Origin of the sequence: Paenibacillus paeoniae, assembly GCF_003388735.1 — a bacterium.
In the GTDB taxonomy this organism is placed as follows: Bacteria; Bacillota; Bacilli; order Paenibacillales; family Paenibacillaceae; genus Pristimantibacillus; species Pristimantibacillus paeoniae.
In genome coordinates, this window is sequence record NZ_QUBQ01000002.1 from 273,822 (window position 1) to 296,179 (window position 22,358).

General features: G+C 48.7%; 15 protein-coding genes. 2 read left to right on the top strand and 13 right to left on the bottom strand.

Annotation, left to right across the window (positions count from 1 at the left end; genetic code table 11):
• Nucleotides 1-147 precede the first annotated feature (147 nt).
• From DX130_RS13760 to DX130_RS13770, 3 genes are all read right to left on the bottom strand, one after another.
• Complete coding sequence (locus tag DX130_RS13760; RefSeq protein ID WP_116046328.1) at nt 148-7,614, bottom strand: glycoside hydrolase family 3 N-terminal domain-containing protein; 7,467 nt, start codon at nt 7,612-7,614, stop codon at nt 148-150.
• A 156-nt stretch (nt 7,615-7,770) separates the two neighbouring features.
• A complete protein-coding gene (locus DX130_RS13765) occupies nt 7,771-8,361 on the bottom strand; it encodes a thymidine kinase (protein ID WP_116046329.1) in 591 nt (196 codons plus the stop codon).
• A 35-nt stretch (nt 8,362-8,396) separates the two neighbouring features.
• Nucleotides 8,397-9,179, bottom strand: a complete 783-nt coding sequence (locus DX130_RS13770; RefSeq protein WP_116046331.1) for a TerC family protein — start codon at nt 9,177-9,179, stop codon at nt 8,397-8,399.
• 334 nt (nt 9,180-9,513) lie between these two features.
• Between DX130_RS13770 and DX130_RS13775 the strand changes: the two genes are divergently transcribed.
• Nucleotides 9,514-9,825, top strand: a complete 312-nt coding sequence (locus tag DX130_RS13775; protein ID WP_116046332.1) for a thioredoxin family protein — start codon at nt 9,514-9,516, stop codon at nt 9,823-9,825.
• Between the two features lie 242 nt (nt 9,826-10,067).
• Here the strand turns inward: DX130_RS13775 and DX130_RS13780 are convergent, their stop codons facing one another.
• Nucleotides 10,068-10,964 (bottom strand): S41 family peptidase, encoded by an 897-nt coding sequence (locus DX130_RS13780; RefSeq protein ID WP_165861279.1) that lies wholly within the window; start codon nt 10,962-10,964, stop codon nt 10,068-10,070.
• Nucleotides 10,965-11,157: 193 nt separating this feature from the next.
• On the bottom strand, nt 11,158-12,426 hold the full coding sequence (locus DX130_RS13785) for a TraB/GumN family protein (RefSeq protein WP_116046335.1): 1,269 nt from the start codon (nt 12,424-12,426) through the stop codon (nt 11,158-11,160).
• 368 nt (nt 12,427-12,794) lie between these two features.
• On the opposite strand from DX130_RS13785, the gene DX130_RS13790 reads away from it, so the two are divergent.
• The gene (locus DX130_RS13790; protein WP_420818521.1) at nt 12,795-13,439 is read left to right on the top strand and encodes a M15 family metallopeptidase; all 645 of its coding nucleotides are present in this window, start codon (nt 12,795-12,797) and stop codon (nt 13,437-13,439) included.
• 350 nt (nt 13,440-13,789) lie between these two features.
• Here DX130_RS13790 and DX130_RS13795 read toward each other — a convergent pair whose 3' ends face one another.
• The 8 genes from DX130_RS13795 to DX130_RS13835 all read right to left on the bottom strand — a co-directional run bounded on the left by DX130_RS13795 (nt 13,790) and on the right by DX130_RS13835 (nt 21,961).
• Nucleotides 13,790-14,815 (bottom strand): LLM class flavin-dependent oxidoreductase, encoded by a 1,026-nt coding sequence (locus DX130_RS13795; protein WP_116047183.1) that lies wholly within the window; start codon nt 14,813-14,815, stop codon nt 13,790-13,792.
• Nucleotides 14,808-15,263 (bottom strand): RrF2 family transcriptional regulator, encoded by a 456-nt coding sequence (locus DX130_RS13800; RefSeq protein WP_116046337.1) that lies wholly within the window; start codon nt 15,261-15,263, stop codon nt 14,808-14,810. Before DX130_RS13800 ends, DX130_RS13795 begins: the two co-directional genes overlap by 8 nt.
• A gap of 162 nt (nt 15,264-15,425) precedes the next feature.
• Nucleotides 15,426-16,184, bottom strand: coding sequence for a DUF4184 family protein (locus DX130_RS13805; RefSeq protein WP_116046339.1), 759 nt, complete (start codon nt 16,182-16,184; stop codon nt 15,426-15,428).
• Nucleotides 16,185-16,373: 189 nt separating this feature from the next.
• Entirely contained in the window at nt 16,374-17,546 is a 1,173-nt protein-coding gene (locus tag DX130_RS13810) for an MFS transporter (RefSeq protein ID WP_116046340.1), read from the bottom strand.
• Between the two features lie 129 nt (nt 17,547-17,675).
• On the bottom strand, nt 17,676-18,743 hold the full coding sequence (locus DX130_RS13815; protein ID WP_116046342.1) for an LLM class flavin-dependent oxidoreductase: 1,068 nt from the start codon (nt 18,741-18,743) through the stop codon (nt 17,676-17,678).
• Nucleotides 18,744-18,820: 77 nt separating this feature from the next.
• Nucleotides 18,821-19,102: an ArsR/SmtB family transcription factor gene (locus DX130_RS13820; protein WP_116046343.1), complete on the bottom strand. Its 282-nt coding sequence runs from the start codon at nt 19,100-19,102 to the stop codon at nt 18,821-18,823.
• 478 nt (nt 19,103-19,580) lie between these two features.
• A complete protein-coding gene (locus DX130_RS13830; protein ID WP_116046346.1) occupies nt 19,581-20,471 on the bottom strand; it encodes a class I SAM-dependent methyltransferase in 891 nt (296 codons plus the stop codon).
• A 56-nt stretch (nt 20,472-20,527) separates the two neighbouring features.
• Nucleotides 20,528-21,961 (bottom strand): MDR family MFS transporter, encoded by a 1,434-nt coding sequence (locus tag DX130_RS13835; protein ID WP_116046348.1) that lies wholly within the window; start codon nt 21,959-21,961, stop codon nt 20,528-20,530.
• Nucleotides 21,962-22,358 lie beyond the last annotated feature (397 nt).

A 22,358-nucleotide genomic window follows, 5' to 3' on the forward strand; every position in this document is an offset into this window, starting at 1 on the left:
GCGGGTGCAATCTACTTTATTAGCCTTCCTTATTGCACAATATTGATGCAGATGTATAGAAACGTCCATGAGCGGGTATTTTCTGCTAATGAAAAACCGCCGCAAAAGGGATTCCTTTTGCGGCGGCCATACATCATGAATCCATTACTACTTGTTGTAGATACGGTATACGATTACAGCTGCTTCAGCACGGGTTGTATGGCCCAGCGGATTCAGCTTGCCGTCGCTTCCCTTTACAATGTCATTCGCCAGCAGAATCGATGCGCTTTCCTTCGCATACGATGCCAGCTCCTTCAAATCGGAGAAGCCGTCCAGCAAGGATGCGTCTCCTCCCTTGAGCGATTTGCCGGACACGGCAAGCGCTCTGGCCGTCATCGCCATCATCTCTTGTCTTGTAATGGATGCGCCCGGATCAAACGTTCCATCTGCGCGTCCAGTTACGATACCAAGAGCTTGGGCCGCTAATACTGCATCATAGTAATAATCATCCTCAGACACATCGGAGAAGCCGATCATGCCATTAACATTTGCCTTTGCTTCCCAACCTAACGCTCTTGCGAGCAACAGCAGGAAATCTGCTCTCTTCACCTGACGTTCAGGAGCATAGGCTTGCTCCGAGATGCCATTAATAACACCTTTGGACGCCATAACTTCGATTTCACGCTTCGCCCAGTCATAACGCTGCAGATCGCCGAAGCTCTTCTCCACATAGACGACCGCGAACGAACTGAAGTGCAAAGTTGTGAACGTCACAGCCTTCGAGGAGGCTGAGTATTTACCACTTGGTACAGCATGGACTGCACCTTGGTTATCGATATACCAGATGGTCAGCAGCTCGTTGTTGTTTTCTTGATTGGTTGGCTGATAAGGCACGGATACTTGTACCGGTGCATCCGGATTGCTCCATGCGATCGGAACGCCGTCAACTGCGAGAAGCAGCTCAACGACTGGACGTGTGCCGATTTGAGCTTTCAACTCATCGCTAAATCTTGCTATGTCAGCATCTCGAATAATGATGGACAGCTTCTTAGCATCAGCAACAGCATCCTTGCTCACCATATGGCTAGGCAATTCAATCGTCCCCGAAGGTGTCACGATCACAAGGTAATAATCAAGATTGCTGTGCGAGATGCTGTCGGTCGGCAGTTCAACCTCGTAGCCCTTCGCTCCGTCGGCTTGCGGCACGCGAATCGTAATTCGCTGCACTGTACCGGATGTGCCGCCTGACAAAGCATCTTCCAGTGATTTGGCTGTAATCGCGGTTGTTGCCATTCCGGTAGCCTCATCAACTACAGGTACAGGCGCTGTAATTTCCTTGCCATCCACTACTTCCGGCTCTTCTGTGACTGGAGGCGTAATGACTTCTCCTCCGCCCGAGCTCCGTGAAATCTGATAGGTGAACGGTGCAACAAAGCTGTCTTCCATGCCTTCCTTCACAGCGATGGCACGAATAACGGTCAATTCGCTCAGTGTGATGGCTCTGCTGTATTTCACGCCATTGTCCTTGCTAGGCAAGCTGCCATCAAGCGTATAGTAGATTTCGGCTCCCTCTGTAGCCGAGCTCAGTGTGACGCTGCGCGATCCGTTATAGACGCCGACTTTGAGAGAAGCTTTCGTCAACGCAACAGTACCGCCAATAACCTCTTCTACCGGCTCCGATGGCTCCAGCGTGAACCAATCCAGATTCGCTCCTTCGCCGCCAAAGTTCAATCTGAGCGTCTGCACGCCTTCAGGAAGCTGTACAACATGAGAAACTTCCTGATAGTTGTTCCATCCGCCTGTTGATCCAAATGGCACCGATCCGTACGGTGCGCCTTCCTCGTTGCCAATCGTCATTCTAACACCTGACTGTGGTGTCGCGTACCGGTATACGACTTTGTAATAACCGGCCTCCCCAATATTTACAGCATAATCGACATGTCCGCCCGCAACCGTGAACCCGATATTGCGGAATTCTGTTGCCGTTCCTGGATTATTGGTTTGAACAGCAGCGCTGCTCGCACTTGTGTACGTCTCTGCTTCTACCTTAAGCGGTCCGTTCGCAGCATCTGTCGCAGGAACCGTAAGCTTCTCGAATTTGATGCCTCTAAGCTCGTAATTGCCCGCTCCAGCAGCAAGCCGGATACGCTGCTCTCCCTTGGAGAGTTCCAGCTCTGTGCGCATTTGCACAACTTGATTGTACAGATGTGGAACAGTGACTGCCTTCTTGTCCGCTCCGCCATTCGTATGCCATATAATTCCGTTGTATGCCTGAGAATTGGAGGTCACTGTGAGCAACGCAACGTAACGGCCGTCCTCCGGCACGTCCACCAAATATTCAACGTAGTCTCCCGCATCAATTCCCGAGAAGCGGCTTGTTGTGCCGGAGCCCGACACGGTTAGACCCTTCATTTGATGGAATTGATCAAGCGCATTCAGATCCAGCAATCCGATTGGATCAGTCACGTTGACCGTTCCTGTCAACAGGGTATGGGCCGTCAATTCACTTCCTCCTGCGGAATCGCCATAAGCCGCTACCGGCACATGAACGTTCAATTGGAGGTCATCGTAATAAGTCGTACCGTTCCAAGCCAGTGTCAGCTTCACTTGCGCAGCCGATACCCACTGGGCTGATGCAAGAGATACACCGCCGCGCGTAACAGCCGGACCGGATACCGTAATCGCATCCACATGATCGGCCAACAGCTTGCCGCCGTTAATGTTCAACACTATTTCTTTGCCTTCCACATCATATGCAACATGTGCAGGTGACAAGGAAATGGATTCCGGATCATTAACCGCTGTGAACAGAATGGAAGCTGTGAGCGATGCGCCCGAGACTGCTCCATCTATTTCCTCCGAAGTTACGAAGAGCAGGGCGCGACGATCTGAATCGTAATCCTCTACAGCAGCGCCGCCAAGCGTTACAACCGCTGTCGTATCATTGTCTCGCTCCACGCCCGCAACAGTTATGCCGTCCAGTCCGACGACGGACCAGTTGCTTGGAGCAAGCTCTGGGGCAAAGGTGCCATTGAGCAGATGTACCGTAATTTTACTACCGGCTTCGCTGCCCTCAACAATGGCTTGCTGCTCTGGAACAAGAGCTGCTCCAATCGCTATGAAGTCGAGACGATCGACCGTCCCTGTGACTTCCAGACGAATTTGGTTAATGCCATCCTCCAATGTTATCGTGCCCGTTGCCCGGCCGACCGTTCCTCCCGTGCTTGGTAAGGATACGACGAACCCTTCCTCATCATTGACTATAACGTTGAGCTCACCGCCGCTCTCAGGAGCCGCGTACTGGTAGGTTACGTTATAAATGCCTGCTGCGGAAGCATCAACCGTGTATTGTACCCAATCATCCTGGTCCCCGCCCACAATCGAAGTTCCTTGTGCCACTACGCCGTAAGCGTTGCTGTAGCGGCTGCCTTCAATCATGCCTGGCAATACCGTAATCCCAGAATCAGCTGCGCTCAGCGAGATGCTGCGGATGCTGTAGCCGCTGCCGGAAGCATTCAGGGTCAGCAACTGTTTGCCGACTTGAAGATCGATCAGGCTGCGAACCTTTGCGGCGCTGCCGCCTGTATCCTGCACAAGCGCAATGACTTCGCCCGTGCCAATCTGAAGCTCCGCTTCCTGCGGCGAACCGATGTATTCGATATCCGCGTAATACGTCCCGCCTTCCTTCACTTCTGTTACATAGCGGAAGGTTGCTTGATCCGTCTCGGAGAAGCCGCCGATGGAATCGCCTTGAACCACGTATTGACCTTCTGCCGCTGCGAATGCGCTGGCAGCGACTGCCGTCTTCGGTTGAAGCGCCTGGGCGCGATCGAAGCGGTAAGTTGCTACCGATTTAGCCGGTAGTGTAGCGTTCATCTGCAGGCCGTCTATCAAAATCTTGAACGGTTGCGGATCGGCTGTACGGTTGATAACTACCGTTACAATCTCCTTGCCGTCCGGGCTTGCAAAAGCAACGTTCGTCACCGTCGATGCGGAGCCGTAATTGCTGTCAATGCGGACGTAGCCCGGCTTCACAAACTTGGTGTAGTGCCCCATCAGGTAGTACTCCGGCAAAATCCAGTAGTTGTCCGGATTCGAAGAGTCTTGAATAATGGGAGTCGGGTCAGGAATGCCTACCCACTGATGAGTAGCGATATCGCTGTCTAGCATCGTAACCCAACTGTTATAGCTTTTTGCATAATTGCGGAAGTATTGCGCAATTCGATCTGCGCCTGTTGTTCCCCATACTGCTCTCTCCGTCAGATAGACGCTCTTCTCAGGGAACATTTCTTGCAGCACGCTCATCATGGACAGCTCGCCGCCGTAATCGTGGAACGCCGTTCCTTCGACTGCGTCGTACGCGCCTTCAACTTCATCACCCAGTACCAATGCAGGGAATGCCATCGTGTCGCCCGGGTTATGGTCGAACATCCAGAGCTTCACCGATTGAATGCGCGGATTGCTGTTCGCATCCAGTCTATCTCTTAGCAGCTTAGCAAGTCTGGATGTCTGCTGCCATGACATTGCCGTACTTGGATAATCGATCTCCAGCAGCGGCTCATTCTGAAGAGTCATGCCTTCGAAGTAAATGCCGTGCCCGGCATAAGCCTCCAAAAACTTTTCATAGTATTTGGCTACTAGCGGCAAGTACTCTTCCTTGACTTGTCCTCTAATCATGCTGTCCGTCGTCTTCATCCAGCCCGGAGGACTCCATGGAGAAGCAAAAAATTGAATATCCGGATTAATTTCCTGAATTTTCTTGACTGTCGGGATAATGCCCAACTCAATATCCTTCTGGATCGAGAAGTTATCCAGATTTACATCCGTTTGTCCCGGCGGCATATCATTGTACGAATAGAACTTTTGCGCCGTAAAATCGGACGTGCCGATCGTTAGACGGATCAAGCTCATGCCTATGCCGTCTTCCGGATGAACGAGCTTAACCAACAATTCTTTCTGCTTCTCCGGTGACATTTTGACCAAGTTGTAGATCGTCGATTCTTCCATGGAAGAACCAATACCAAGCATCGATTGATAGGTTTTGTCCGGATCCAGAGTAATGGCTGTAACATCACCGCTATCCGGCAATCGGAGATCCAGATTAGCCCCCGGCTCCAGCTTCTTGTCGCCAGGCTGGTAACGGTCGTCGTAATACCACTTACGGTCGGCAGCATCGCGCTCGCTGGACACCCACGTTTCAACGCCGCCCGCTACGATAACATCGCCGGTGCCTTCATTGCCTACCGGATCGGTTCCGCCGCCATTACCACCGCCATCTGCCGGTACATCACCGGTACGAGTGAACGTTACCCAGTTGAAGTTCATGTCGCCTGCAATGAACTCCAGGCGCAAGGTCTGCACACCGCTCTTCGGCAGCACGATGTCCTCTACCTCTGCAGTAGCCCAGCTCTGCCAGCCGCCTGTAGAACCGACATTCAGCGTGCCCGCTGTCACGCCGTCATCCCTCTTCACGCGAATGCCCGTCGCTCCTCCATTGCCCGCATAGCGGAATGCTGCCTTATACGTACCCGCTTCCTCAACATTGACTCGGTAATCCAGCCACGCTCCAGCGGATGTCCAACCAATATTGAGGCCATCGCCTTCGTCCTCCGCAACTTGCGTGTTAAGCCCGTTGCTCTTCGCCGCAAATGCCTCCGCCTCGATCTTGCCTGGAATCTTCTCGGCATGAGGTTGAGGCAATGCAGGCGCTACCGGCAGCTCCGGTGTTTCAACGCCGCGCTTCAAACCGTATCCAACGTCGAACAGCAGATTGTCGCTGTTCGCAGTCAACGGATAGTTCGCGTTCACATAAAATGGCCATTCAATAGGATTCGTTCCTTTAAAGTCCCTGCTGCCAAGCAGCACATCAGCTACACCTCGGCCTTCCGTTCCTGGAAGCCATGCAGCCACGAGGCCTTGCCAATCGCTGAGATGCTCGCTGATCGTCATCGGACGACCACTCACCAGCACTACGACAATTGGAATGTTCGGATCGGATTTTCGGATATTAAGAAGTGTCTCTCTATCCACTACATCCAGATCCAGCGCCGTCCGATCTCCGTCAGATTCCGCGTATGGCGTCTCGCCAATCACGACAATTGCTACGTCATGACCCGCTGCGCCGCGTCCATGCCTGTTGTATGTTACCGTCTTCGAAGTTCCGGCTACCGCATCTTGGAACCCTTTCAGAATCGTTGTTCCTTCTGTAATTTTGCCCGTTGCGCCTTGCCAAGTAATCGACCAGCCGCCGGACTGAATTCCGATGTCATCCGCGCTTTTACCTGCTAGATACAGCTTGTTCATCTTCGGAAGCTGAGATAGAATCGGCTCATTGCCAACCTTGTCGTTCTTCAGCAGCACCAGTGATTCCGCGACAGCCTGGCGAGCGATATTCCGATGTGCCGCCGCGCCGACGCTGCCTGCCAAATCCTTGTCCGCCTTCGGATATTCGAACAGACCAGAAGCAATCTTGACCTTCAAGATGCGCAGAACCGCATCATCCAGTCTCTCCTCTGTGACAGCGCCTTCATTTACCAGCGCGATCAGATGATTCAGTGCACTCCTCCAGTCTCCTGTCAGCATGAACATATCAACGCCAGCATTGACTGAGACGCGAACCTGGTTTTTGAGACCGCTTACAGGATTTCCGTCTTGATCTCTGTTAATTTGCTGAATCGCGTTGTAGTCCGAAATGACGAACCCTTTGAAACCCAGCTCGTCCTTCAGCACATCCGTCAGCAATCGCTTGTTGGCATGCATCTTCAGCCCTGCGATACTGTGGTAGGAAGCCATAACCGTCTGCACGCCAGCTGCAATGGCCTCCTTGTACATTTGCAGATCATGAGCTAAAAGCTGCTCTTCCGTATATCCTGTAATGTCACCTTGGTTTCTGCCGTTATCCGTAAAGCCCTCGCCGATAAAATGCTTGGCTGTACCTACGGCTCTGAGAGGGTTCCGACGCTCAGCGTCTGTCTTTCCCTGCAGCCCTTCGATAAACGCAGCACCTAGTTTGCCCGTTCTGTTCGGGTCCGAGCTGAAGCCCTCATACGTTCTTCCCCAGCGAATATCTTGCGGCGCTGCGATCGTTGGCGCGAAATCCCAGTTCGTGCCCGTAGCTCGCATCTCCTTCGCTGTCGCTTGTCCGATTTGCCGCATCAAATCGAGATTGTTGGCCGCACCCAGACCAATATTATGTGGGAACAACGTCGCTCCAATCACATTATTGTGTCCGTGGACCGCATCCACGCCATACAGGAGCGGAATGCCGAGTCTCGTTGACAGCGCCCCATCCTGGAGGCTGTCCGTCAGCTCACGCCACTTCGCCTCCGTGCTGTCCGCTTGTCTGTTGTTCGGGAATGATCCGCCGCCGCTAAGCACCGAACCGATAAAATATTGCTTAACCTCTTGCGGGGTAATATTTGATTTCTCTGGCTGGATCATTTGTCCCGCCCGTTCTTCAATCGTCATTCTGTCCAGCAAGTCTTTTGCCCGCTCATCCACGCTCTTCGCCGGATTCAAATAGACGGGCAGACCAACTGCCGCTTCCGCGGATGGTGCTCCTGCGGCAGCGAATAACCCCGTTACCAGCGTGAATGCCAGAAAGGATGATAACAGTTTCCTAACCTTTCTTCCCATTGCAAAAACCCTCCTCAACCCTTGTAAGTTCTCCCGGGCTTGTCCAGTTGTTGATGGTCAAGGACAAAAAATCGGGACTCCTTACAAGTATAAAATTGATAGGAGGGTGTTTATATGCTTCATTTTTTTGATGACCTGTACCATTTTTGTGAAATGCTAACCATTCGAATTTTGGAACGCCTGATTGTAGCATCTCCGGCAGACCGGCTTGTAATCCTCATTGCCGCCGATCTGAATCTGCTCGCCGGAGTTGACCGGCTTCCCGTCGCGGAACCGGATAACCATCGTTGCCTTGCGATCGCAATACCAGCAGATTGTTTTAATTTCCTCAATTTTATCCGCATGCACCAACAGGTTGTAGCTGCCCTCGAACAGCTCGTTTCGGAAATCATTTTTCAAGCCGAAGGCCATAACAGGAATGTTCAGCTCGTCGACAACACGCGTAAGCTCTAGTATATGATGTCGCATCAGGAATTGCGCTTCGTCGATTAAGACGCAATAGATGCGTCCGGAGGCCGCAACCTGTTCTTTCACATTCTCAAACAGATTGGTCGACTCCTCCACCGGAATCGCCTCGCGCTCGAAGCCGACCCGCGAGCCGACGCGATAGGCGCTTTCTCTGGCGCCAACGGCCGGCGAATAGATGAGTACCGACTTGCCCTGTTCTTCATAGTTATGCGCTACTTTAATAATTTCGAACGATTTGCCGCTGTTCATCGTCCCATATTTGTAATAGAGCTGTGCCAATTGAAATCTCCTCCACTATCCTTTGAGTCGATTCATTATACCGCTTTGACCGATTCCTTGTCTTTACTTCCGGACAAAAACCAGCCCAATGTCGCAATAAGAATCAGAACCGCATAGAAGGTTAGCTTCCAGCCTGTGGATTCTGCAAAATCATGCGAGATAACATGAATTGACGGATGAGCGAGTGTATGAACCGCCAGCTTAACGCCAACCCAGCCGACGATGCAGAATGCCGCAATCTCCAGTCCCGGTCTGCTCTCCAACAGTTTGACAAACAAAGTTGCCGCGAAACGCATAATAAGCAATCCGATAAATCCGCCCAGGAAGATAACGATGAAATGTCCGCCATCCATACCGCCAATCTTCGGCAGATTCGTTGTGGGCAATGCAACCGCGAGTGCAACGGCTGCCAAAATAGAATCCACCGCAAAGGCGATATCTGCAATCTCCACCTTGAATACGGTCATCCAGAAACCGCTCTTTTTCCGTCCCTTGCCTTCTTTTTTATCCGCCGATTCTTCGCCTTTCTTGACAATAACCTTTCGGAAAATATGATTAAGTGCAATAAATAACAGGTACAATGCGCCTATTGCTTGCACTTGCCATACATCTACGAGGAACGAAATGACGAACAACGAAGCTAATCGGAATACAAACGCGCCAGCGAGGCCATAGAACAGAGCCTTCTTCCGCTCTTGATCCGGCAAGTGCTTAACCATAATCGCCAGCACAAGCGCATTATCCGCGGCAAGCAAGCCCTCCAGCGCGATGAGCACCAGCAGTACCCATCCATACTCCAACAATAATCCAACATCCATGACTATTCCTCCTACAATTTGTTATTCCCTAACCCCACCAGTCCATGAACACAAAAAGACCTCTGCCTAAGTGTAAAAAAACACTAGACAAAGGTCTCGCAAACAACGCAAGCTTCATGCGTTGCCAATAAAGCCGGAGAATAAAATTATTCTCGTAATGACGACTTTACTGTATGAGCTACTCCCCTTTGGAGTATATAACATTCATGGTTTTGTGCTGTACATGTGATCTATACGGGGCAACGTTTCATCTGGTTTCATTTTTTTTCGAAAAAAAATGAAAAATTTGATATGATGAAAAACATAAACCCTTGACGGAAAGGAGCATCACGAATTGCCTCTTCAAGAGCTTGCCGAGAAGGAACTGCTTCAACTCAATCACGCCGATATCGCCCGGGCGGCTATTCTGTTCACCACACCAATGTGCGGCACCTGCAAAGTCGCGGAACGTATGCTGGAGATTGCCGAAGCCGCTGGTATCGATTTTCCGCTATATAAGACTAACATCAACTTTACTCCCCGACTAAGAGAGCAGTGGCAAATCGGAAGCGTCCCTTGCCTGATCGTGCTGAGAAACGGCAAACTGATCAGACAGGAATATGCTATGCGCTCTGTGGACTATTTATACCGGTTGCTAAAAGACTAACTGTTCTGCAGGCATGTCCCTCAGCCGCTGACTGGCCTCATATTCATCGAAAGTTCCGTCGAATACTTGCGGCTTGGACAGGCCATCCATTACAACAAGCGACATTGCCAGTCTCTTAGTCAAACAGCGGTCATATGTTATAAGCAAGCATTCTCTATTAACTTGAATACTATGATTGGTTTATTGCTGATCCAGTATTCTTGTTGCTTCAGAACTACTCTTTCATACGGGTCGTTAGCCAATTATGGAGTGCCTTGGTTCAAATACTTAATAGCCGCATGAAGTTGCTCCTCCTTATCCTTCTCACTCACTTCTTTGCGCAAGGCCTCATCCAGAATAGATTGATATTCATCCTTCGTACGTCCGATATATACATCTGGTTTGATTGGTCCATCAATTTTCATCCCATTGGGGCCCTCCATCAAAGAGGTAATAAATAGCAGTGCAGAATCATCCTTGAATTCGCGAATGGAGTAGGCAACCTCCTTCCCGTACGTTTCTGTACCGATAAGGGTCACGTTATCCAGATTTCCAGTTAGCGCTAGAATAAACAGTTCGGATACACTGGCGGTATTATCGTTGATAAGAATGACAATTTGTTCAAACATCAAAGGAGATTCATTAGAAGAGTACATTTTCGTTACACCTTTGCTGGTGGTCAGGCTATACAAATGTGCGTCTTTGGGGACAAACAGTTCTGCAACCTTTGCGAATTCTGTAACATGCCCACCGCCATTATCGCGAAGATCAATAATTAAACGGTTATAGCGTTTCATCTCAGGAACGAGCGACTTTACTTTTTTATAAGTAATTCCGTTATAAAATCGTGGGAGTTGCAAGTAATACGTGTGTTCATCTGATGCATAACCGCTAGTGCTTGCCGACTGGTCGGTAGCATCTTCATGAAATTCGCGCATTCTATCGCTCGACATAAAGGTGTTATAGCGTTTATTCCTCTCAGGTTCGTATTCGGATAATCTTTCGGTCACAATGCTCATTACAAAATGGTCGAAATCCTGCTCCAACTCACCTAAGTAATCCTTGCCCAGTTGTTCCTTCATGATGTCGCGAAGTTTCGTTTCATCATAATAGTTTTGTACAATATCCGTTCGCATCAGACTTAATTTATTTTGATCCATCCATGTTTCCTTGATAATCAATACGATAAATACGATGAATACACCAAGTATGACCATTCCAATATGTTTAAAGGTTCGTTTTAGTTTATGTTTCACTATTTCTTAAAGCAACTCCTCAATTAAGATAATCCTCAAGCGCAAAGCAAAGGCGGCCCATTCAACTGGACCGCCTTGTTTCATAAAGTTAAAGACACTAGATACGTGTAACTGTATATCCTTTTTCTTGCAACAGCGTGACCAAGCCGTCTTTGCCCAGCATATGAAGATATCCAGCTACTACGAAATAAGATTCCTTCTTCTCATTATTCAAGTAACCTTCAATTTTCTCCAGCATGCCAGTATGACGTTTCTTGATCAGCTTCTCGTAAAACTCTTCTTGTTTTTGTATCTCAGAAACTAGAGCTTCCAGTCCTTTATCGTCGCCTTGGATCCATAAGTCGGCCAATGCGTTTATTGTCGGTTCTGTTGTTTCCTTCACACCGAAGATTCCGTCTAAGGTTTCGTTCAACTGCGACTCTTGCAATTCCTTCGAAAAACTATCGAACAATCCCAATTGAGAAGTAAATGACTCCAGCTCCAAAATTGGCTTTTCAGTTGCGAGAGCTCTGTTCAAGTAGTACATATCGATGCCAATTCCGCCTTGGTAGCCGGCTACTGCTGCTGCGTAATTCGTCATATCAAGATTTACAGACCAAGGTTTATAAGTATCATATGCATTACTCTCTAAACCAATCTCTTCAAGAAAAGATTGAACGCGCGCATAAGTATCTCCACTTACATGATCCTTCAATGTTGAACCATCTGAGTATACTTGAATCGCTGCAATTTCTTTTTGTACCGACTCTTCTCCTGCCTTGGTTATATCAACTTCCACTACCAAATGATCGGCATCATCAAAGGCTTGTTCCACTTCATCGCGCAACGGATACAGATTAGGGTCACCTACATGGATGGAACCCATCAGATAAACCTCTGCTCCGTCCTTCTCTACTTTCCATAGATAGCCTTTGCTTGCTTCTTTGGATAATAGAACAGTGCGACTTGCAGCGTCCCATTTCAACTCGTAACCGATAGCTTCACTTATGAAAGCAATTGGGACATACGTGGAACCTTTTAGAATTTGAGGAGCAATCGCGAGTTCCTTTGAAGCCCCGTTAACGCCTCCCACCGGGTTTCCAATTTGTACCGCAATCGAAAAGCCGTACTTTTCAGCAACTACTACTTGCTCATCTTCATCCCAAGCCAGTGCATAGCCTAACGATTCCAGTACAGCTCTTACCGGAACCAGCGTTGTCCCGTTTACTACAACAGGGGCGTTCGCGCCGAATTGAACTTCATCATCGTTAATCCATACTTTCACTGCTTCACTTGCAGTTGCAGTGTTGCCTTGTGCCTGCACGCCTGTTGCCAATACAAAAACCATGACAAAAGCAGCCAATAGCGATGTCCATTTCTTCTTCAAAACTTCCACTCCTTAGATAAATGATAGATTTGGCTACACACAATTTGAAATATACCACATATTCTCTTATATACCTATATCTATTGATGTAAAAATACATTTTTTTTATAACAAAAGACCTAGAACAGCAACGCGTTTTTTCTCTTGCCAAATGTAATAATTTCAATGATGATTAGTTCATTTGCAAACAGTTTCTATTCAGTTAGAAGCAATATTCATTCCTTCGCTCAGCTTGATGTCTTGAACAACCTCAACATATGCTGAATCAGACAAGCCGTGTAATGACATATCCTCGACCTCCGCACGTTGCGTTCAGACCCGGTGTCCATTACGATAGAACCAACTATTTAAGTAAAAGGAGATCGTGAATGGCTCAAATGCAACAAAGCTCGCCTCCGCCGCTGCCTCCTCATTGGCCGCAGCAACGCATTCCTCGACGTCGAAAGCAGCTTCGAAACTGGATTATTTTCTTGTTTATTTTGATGCTTGCAGCCTCCATATACAGAAGTTGGAGCGACCGTGTGGAGCGCTCTATCCCGTTTATTACTAAAGAAGCACCGCCCATTACAGAGCTTCATCCGTATGTATTATTGAAAAAAGAAGAACTAATCGCTGAAGCGGCCGAACTTGGCATTCGCATACTCATTACGGACGGACATCGCAGTCATGAAGATCAAGATGCTTTGTATGAACAAGGACGCACGACCAAAGGACCCATTGTTACTCATGTCAAGGGTGGTGGCTCCTATCACAATTATGGACTTGCTATCGACTTTGCGCTTCTGACACCTAAAGGAAAAGCCATATGGGATCTGGAGTACGATGGAAACCGAAACGGAAAGCCGGATTGGATGGAAGTCGTAGCGATTGCCAAAGATCTTGGTTTCAGTTGGGGAGGCGACTGGGAGGGATTTAAGGACTATCCGCATCTTCAGATGGATTTTGGCTTCTCTATAGCGGAGTTGCGAAGAGGCTTTCGCCCGCCGGACGATTCAACTATGGCAGCAGAATAATATGATCCCATACAAGGATCAAAAACAGTTGCCGCGATGTTTCGTTCGGTAAGTTATTCGGAGTTCGGCTTGAACGAACTTAGTAGTGCATGGCAACGTTAAAGAGGCTAAGTTGACTAATAGAGTAAATTAGCGGTGTGTGGCACAACTAATTGGGCAAAGTCGGCGATTGGAGCGAATTAGTAGTGTATGGCAACCTAATTAAGCTCCGTCGTCGATTGGAGCGTAATAGCGGTGTTCAATTACAACTATCCCCCGCAAAAGTCTTCCCCCCACTCAAAGAGGCTGTCTCAAAAGGTCAATGCAATTGACCTTAGAGACAGCCTCCATTTTATTTGAATGAATCGGTGTTACAATCCGGCAATGATCTCATAGGAGCGCAGACGCGCCGCGTGATCATAGATATGAGCGGCCATCATGATCTCGTCAGCGCCAGTCGCCTCGATAAATTGATCGAGCTTCGCCTTCACCGTCTCTGGACTACCGGCAATGGAGGAGCCAAGCTGCTGCTGCAGCATATGCTTCTCTTGCGTTGTCCACAGTTGGTCGATATCCCGGACTGGAGGCGGCAGCGGACCCGGACGATTGCGGACGAATCCGAGGAATAGCTGCTGCATCGAAGTAGCCAGATATGTGGCTTCTTCATCGGTATCTGCAGCTACCACATTGACCGCAACCATACCATGCGGTTTGTCCAGCACGCCCGGTTGGAAGTTGTTGCGATACAGATTCATAGCGGGAACCGTATACGTAGGCGAGAAGTGGCCCGCGAAGGCGAACGGCAAGCCAAGCTGTGCCGCCAGCATGGCGCTGAAGTCGCTGGAACCAAGCAGCCAGATCGGCAAGTTTGCTCCTTCGCCTGGAATCGCTCTGACCGGCATCGCTACCTCTGCTCCGCTGGGATTAAGATAAGCCCGAAGCTGCTCCAGCTGCTCTGGGAAGTTGCCTCCATTGCTGCCCCTTACGCCGCGCAGCGCTGTTGCCGTCAATTGATCCGTGCCCGGCGCACGGCCCAGCCCCAAATCGATACGCCCTGGGAACAAAGCTTCCAGCGTACCGAACTGCTCCGCAATAACAAGCGGTGCGTGATTGGGCAGCATGATGCCTCCCGATCCAACTCGAATGCTTGATGTGCCGGCAGCGACATGCCCGATTACGACCGATGTAGCCGAGCTTGCGATGCTCGGTGAATTATGATGCTCCGCAAGCCAATAACGGTTATAATTCCAGCGCTCCGCATGCTGTGCCAGATCCAGCGTATTGCGCAACGATTCCGCTACCGTGCCACCTTGCACAATCGGCGATACGTCAAGAACGGATAGCGGTATGCTGAAGGACGGGCCTGCTTTTGCACCATCCTTGTTTTCATTAATCATGGACATGGGACTCACCTCTTGCTGTTTTCTGTTGGCATTGTCTCAATCGTTCCAATACCGTCTGAAGCGTATTGCGCTCCAGATATTCCTCGTAATGAAGTTCTGCTTCCCGAAAAAAACCGTCCATAACAAGCGCCATATTAGCGGATACCAGACACTGTTCCTCCGGGTTGCCCGACGACCAATGCGGCTTCAAGGTGCCTCCGCATATCGCCCGGTACACGACTGCCAGCGTAACCTCGGCCGGATTACAATTCAATTCGTAACCTCCGCCGATCCCTTCTTTTGTTTTCACAAAATCGGACTTTTTGAGCGTGCTCATAATTTTCCGAATACGCGTCGGATTCGTGGATACATTATGGGCAAGAAGCTCGCTGCTGGCCCGATGTTCCGGCAAATAGGCAAGCAGCGCCAGACAATGGACCGCTACCGTAAATTCGCTTCGCATCGTACCGCGGCCTCCTTTCAAACTATACTGTAATAATATTTCATACAGTTAGCAAAGTCAAACCCGTTCCATTTCCATCATGATCTCCAAACAATCTTGTTGGTGGAACGGCTCAGATTAATTCTATCATCTGTTTCCATAATTCCTTATCCTTCTCTATCTCTATTTCCTCCATAAACGAGCACAAATTGAAGCCAGGACCAGTCCCAAAAAGAATCCGCTTATCGGCGACACAACAAGCATTCCGATGTAATTGCCGGACGTAGAGAAAAGAAGCTTGCTCGCAGAAGTTGCCACAACGGTCAACCCAACGATAGCCCAATACAACAGCTTTGCTTTAGCGGATACACGACCTCGGCCAATATCCCTTAAATCTTCGGATGACGGCCGTCTCAGCCAGACCAACGCCATAATGGCGAACACCGCCAAGCCCGTTAACGATAAGCCATGCTGTAGCAGTTTGAATACAGGGAAGCCGAACAATGTCTCCCTCAGTATCGTCCACCTCACAACAAAGTATCCGCCATAGTGGGTAAAGGCATCCAGAAACACATGAGTCGCAAAGCCAATCACAACCGACACAAGGAAGATTGACCAGTCTCCCCATCTCTTCATTCGCCAAGGATAACGGTCAATAATTCCTTTTGCCTTCCCCGAAAGCCCGAGGAATCCGGGCAAGTGATCGGCCAAGGGTGCTTTGATCAGATAATGGAACAATAATGCCAAAAGAAGACTTAACGGTATTGCTTGTATCAACAAGCCAAGCCCGCTATGGCCAATTGTCTGATAAGGCTCTAAAGCTATAAAATATTCAAAATCAGGCGACAAGCTGCCCAGGATCAACCCCGTCAAACTGACCATTCCAGGTTTCACCAGCTTTAGAGGCGCTGCATACAGCGGATGTGCGAATGTAAAAGGCATGACAACGCCTCTCTTTCTAAGTGACTATCAAATAGGTCGATCTTGAACTTCGCAAATATCACATACGAGATCGTGCTGTCCTTCGATACATGCTTCCCGTAAAATCATAGCTGCTCATCGTTATACAAAAGTGATTATATTACATAATGATCCAAATAGCAGTACCCTAATAGCTATGCGGTTTATCGGTTACGCTCCATTTTGTTTCGTAGCAGCTCTACGACGCATGGATAAGGAGTAGACAGCCAGGATGAGCCCAATTGCGACGCCAATTCCGCCAAGCCAACCGACTGCGTTCAGAGAGATGTTTTCTACAACGACGCCGCCGATTACAGCACCTACGGCCATGCCCAACTGAATGATAGAACTGTTCAAACTCAAGATGATCCCCGAAGCTTGGGGAGCCATGCCAATTAAATAAACTTGTTGAACCGGCCCCATCGACCAAGCGAAGAAGGACCACAACATAAGCAACGGCAATACGAAGATGGTCGAATGGGCAAACGCTGTTAATAAAAATAGGATCGCGGAGTGAAAGAGCAAGCTACCAATCATCGTGCGGGGGATACCCCATTTATCTGCACCGAAGCCGCCAACTTGGGAGCCTACGAGACTGGCCAGACCAAATGCAAACAACCCGACGCTTACCATCCGCTCGCTCATCCCCGTAACTGTCAGAAGAAACGGTGTTATATAGGTGTACAGAATCATATATCCTAATATCCAGAAAAAGCTGATGGACAGGGCGATCAGGATGCCTGGATTTTTTAATAAAGCGAGCTGTTCCCGAATCGGAACGGGAACCTCTCCTTCCGATTTCGGAATCGTCAGCAATAGGACAAACATCGCGAGCAAGCTGAGTGCTCCTATCCCCATGAAGATGATTCTCCAATCATACGAGTTCGCAATAATCCTTCCCAGCGGAACCCCGAGAATCAGCGCAAGGTTAAAGCCCAAGAGTACGGTAGCGATAGCGCTGCCCTGTCTTCCAGGTTGAGATATCTTGGCCGCAACGGTCAGAGCGACGACCATAAATACCCCCGTGCTGATCGCCAACAGAATTCTTGCTCCAATCAACATGCCGTATCCTGTAGATGTAATAGTAATCAAATTTCCTACGAAAAATAAACCCAAGGCCAACAACATAAGCTTTCTTCGATCCATTTTTGCCGTGAGCGCAATAAGAATCGGAGTACCGACGGCATAAGCAAGCGAGTAGACAGTTATCAGCTGTCCGGCCGCCGCTACTGACACCCCAAGATCACTTGCCAGCATATCCAAAATGCCGGCAATTACAAATTCCGAAGTTCCGACTAAAAAACTGATTATGGCAAGAATATAAATTTTCCGTGAATTTCTCATCTAAATGATCTCCTCTTTATTTCTATAGTTCTAAATCTATAGAAATCATGTTTAAAAAAATAAGCTGTTCTACTCGCCAACGCTATTTCAAGCTCATTCAGACTCTTTACTCCAACATTCATTCGCGGCTTAAGCGTTACGGCTATCGGACTGACGGGCGAGCTCTTTCCGAACAATCGGCGCTACTTTGGTTCCGAGAAGTTCAATGGTCCGCAGCAAGTCACGATGCGGCAACGAACTGAAATCAACGTACATCAAAAATCGGGTTAAGCCTAGGTTCTGATTCAGCAGTACGATTTTCTCTGCAACATATTCGGGGTCCCCGACATAAAGAGCGCCGTGAAGGCTGCTGGCCGCATCGTATGTGTCACGTGAGTAAGGGTGCCAGCCTCGTTCCCGTCCAATCTTGTTCATTTGAGCGGCCATAACCGAGTAATATCGTTCTGTTGCCTCTTGAGTCTTATCTGAAATAAAGCCATGCGAATGCGTAGCGATTTGCAACTTGCTGGGATCGTGACCAGCTTTCATCGCTGCTTCCTTATACAACTGCACCAAAGGTGCAAATCTCTCCGGCATCCCGCCCAGGATGGAGAAGATAATCGGAAGTCCCAGCCTGCCAGCCCGAATGGCGGATTCCGGACTGCCGCCCGTACCAATCCAGACAGGCAGAAGCTCCTGTTGTGCACGCGGATAAATACCCATGTTATCAATAGCAGGGCGATGACCGCCGGGCCAGGTCACCTTTTCGGAAGCGCGGATTTTTAACAGCAGTTCTAGCTTCTCTTCATACAGTTCCTCGTAATGTTTCAAATCATAGCCGAATAGCGGAAACGACTCAATGAATGAACCTCGTCCGGCCATGATCTCCGCTCGCCCGTTCGTTAGACCATCCAGCGTGGCAAAGTCCTGATATACTCGCACCGGATCATCTGAAGATAGCACCGTCACTGCGCTAGAGAGCCGAATCCTCTTCGTTGTAGCAGCAGCGGTTGCCAGAATGACGGCTGGCGACGCGCTTGTATAATCGATGCGATGATGCTCGCCGATGGCATAGACGTCCAGGCCGACTTGATCAGCCAATTGAATCTCTTCTATCGCCTGGCGCAGCCTCTGGGCGTGCGAGACACCGCCATTTCCGGGATTTGCATGGAGGAATGTGCTAATTCCAATCTCCATCGTATTCGTTTGAACGCTCATAATCATTCTCTCCTTCTTAATAGGGTATACCCTTTAATTCTATAGTTCTAAAAATATAGAAATGATGATCAAAAAAATTACGCCAATAAATAGGGCGCAAATTTTTCCGCGATGTCTCGATTGACGTTATAGTGAATAAACGAACCACTCTTACGAAAATCAATCAAGCCAGACTCCGTCAGTTGCTTCAAATGATGAGATAGCGTCGAGCCTGCAACCGATTCAAGCTGTTCACCGATGGCGGTAAAACATAAATTACTCTCTTTCGCGAGCAGCAAGGCGATTTTCAACCGGGTAGGTTCCCCTAAAGCTTTAAACACTTTAACCGCTTGTCCCATATCTTCTCGATTTACTCCCATTCATGTCACCTCCCAACTTTCATTTCTATAGTTCTATATCTATAGAACTCAATATACCATCACGCTTCTTAAAAGTAAAGAGGTTGGAGATTCGTAAGTTGAACGACCCTATCCGTTAAATGACGGGAGCCGTTCAACAACATTTAATTTTTACGAACCAAATTATATACTGCAAGTCCCGATAGTGCAGCTATCACCCTCCTTTGACAGCTCCATTAATTCCGGTTTTTGATATTTCTCTTCTTCCCAAATCGAGTTCAGTGCACTTAAAAAACGTCCTCTTGTAATATTCAACCTTTTAGCCTCGACAATGTCCCTTTTGACCACATCTTTATATTCATCAGATTCAAGCATACCACCACGCGCTGTTCATTTAACCCCTCTTCACCCCCAAGGAAACAAGCACACTATGGTCGGCGATATCCAAGCGTTGAGAAAGGTATGCGCGATCCTATTCCTCCCATGAATGGATCATTTTTCAAACCTCTCTCGTATACATGTGCTGATCCTGCAATCGAATCAGTACCTTGCCAAAGCGTCCGCCCTCTTGGATGACAACTTTGCCCGAAGGGTACGCTTGCATCAAATAATCGGTAATGATCTTCTCATTCCGCTCATCAACAGGCAGACGACGATGGCCAAGCCATGTCATCGCTTCCTGCAACGCCGTTTCTCTGGAGACTTCCCTCGTCTTCACTTCCCGGGTAATCAATGATTCGTATGCATAACCCTTTAGATACAGTAGATGCTGCAAATATCCCATTTCCGATAGTTCCGAATGAAAAGGTTGACCTGTGACGAGCGGCCAAATCTCACTCACTAGGCTGTGCTCCGTTGGAACTATAGGCATACTGATATAACAGAACTTTCGAGCGCACTGAAGCACCTTCTCGACGCTCTCCCAATTGTGAATAACCGGACTCATGGAGACAAAGACGAGATCAAAGGCCTTGCTCCAGCCGATGGCCTCTACATCAATCTTTTCAAATGGTTCGGGTACAATCTTCACCTGGCCTTCAGCGATTTTCGAAATGTTTTGTTCCAGCAATTCGATCAACGGAGGAGAGGTTTCTACCGCGGTTACACGGGCCCCTCGCTCCACAAACGGCACCGAGAACACGCCCGATGCGGCGCCAATATCCAGAATAGAGGCATTTTCGAATGGCACGCCTTGTCCTTCCAGCCAGTTCATGATTCGTTTCGTTCGTTTTCTTCCCTCTTCGCTAAACGAATGCTCGTTGAATGTCTTGGCCTTTTGATCAAACGTTCGGGTAGGATCGATTCCATTCTTTTTCATCCTGTTGATTTTCAAATCGGATTCGTCTTTCCACACTTTTTCCCAAATGGATGCATTAAAAAAATCGTTCATATATAGTTTCCTCACTTTTCTTATGGTTATGAATGTCTCTAGACGATCGGCCTAATTCATCCTGCCGCCTGTTCATGCTCCGGCGACTTCTCTTTACGGAGAAAGAGACCGAGTGCGAGCGCAATGAGTGCGATGATGACACCGAACCAAAATGCGTTGTTAATACCGAACGCGAGCCCATTCGCGATTTCTGCCGGAGCCTGTGGATCGTTCGCTTCGTTCAAGTACTGCTTCTGTCCACCAGACATAATGCTGATATACAGAGCAGTGCCGATTGCGCCGGATACCTGCTGCAGCGTATTCAAGATCGCAGTTCCGTGGGGGTGCAAATGGCTTGGCAACTGGTTAAGTCCAGCTGTCTGTGCAGGCATCATGACTAGCGCGATGCCAATCATCAGAGCAATATGAACGGCTACCAGGAAGCTCGTGCTTGTCGTTTCGTCGAATCGGGTGAATTGCCACAACGAAATGACGGCAATGGCCAACCCTGGAATGACCAGAACACGAGGCCCAAACTTGTCAAACAGCTTGCCTGAGATCGGAGCCATAATCCCGTTCACAATTCCTCCTGGAAGAAGGATCAATCCGGACTTGAACGCCGTTACCATAAGCACGCCTTGCATAAACATCGGGAGCATAATGGCCGAAGAGAAAAATGTCATCATGAGTACAAAAAGCAGCACTGCGACAAGTGCGAATGTCGGATAACGAAACGCACGCAAATCCATGACAGGCTGCTTTAGTAATAGCTGCCTCCAGATGAACAGCAACAAAGAAACACCGCCAACGGCGATCGTCCAGATGACTTGAGGTTCCGACCAACCATGCTCACCAGCACTGCTGAACCCATAGACGATTCCGCCGAAGCCGATCGTCGACAACACGATGGATAGGAAGTCTACCTTCGGTTTGGTCACTTCCGACACATTCTTCAAGACCGCAGCTCCTATAATAATAGAGAGCAGCGCAAACGGTATTACAAGGTAAAACAGCCACCGCCACGAAAGCCCATCAACTACTAAACCCGATATGGTCGGGCCAATCGCTGGCGCGAACATAACGACGAGTCCTAACATTCCCATTGCGCCTCCCCGCTTTTCCGGCGGATAAATGGTCATGATGACGTTCATGACAAGCGGCAGCAGCATGCCCGTTCCTATCGCTTGAATGACCCGTCCGACCAGCAGCACGCTGAATTCTGGCGAAATCGCCGAGGTGACCGTTCCGACGAAAAACAGTACCATCGCCGACAAAAAGATTTGGCGGGTCGTGAACCATTGCTGCAGGATTGCAGTCACAGGAACAAGCACGCCAACAACGAGCATGTAAGCAGTGGAAAGCCACTGAGCCGTCGCCGCAGACACGTCAAAAGATTTCATCAATTCGGGAAGGGCATTGCCCATTAGCGTCTCATTTAAAGCTGCAACAAACATGCCGATAATCAGAGCAAACATGATCGGGCCGCGCTTCATATTGTGCAAATTACTCATTCGTTTTTCCCCCAAGCCTCTGTTTTCACTTCATCTAATAATTCTTTATAGATCCCTAATATCCATAATTAGAACAGAAGAAGTGTCTGATTTTTTGATTTCCTAAAGCTGCCATACTAGATTTCACACTCCATGTAACTTTCAAAAACCTAAGTGCCGAATATCTCGACGTAAGCACAAGCTTCGCGTTCTCCAAATATTTGACGTCGTGCAGGGAATAATCTGTTCTTTTAGAAAACGGCGTGTTTTACCTCCTCTTTATAATTATAGATAACAAGTATCTCTAATGTCCATAATAAAGGATTCAGTTCAAGTTCGCAATACCTAAGTTGCTCCTTATTCTCAAAAATGATTTATAATGAAGGATGACGGTATTGTATCTCGATCAAACATCAAT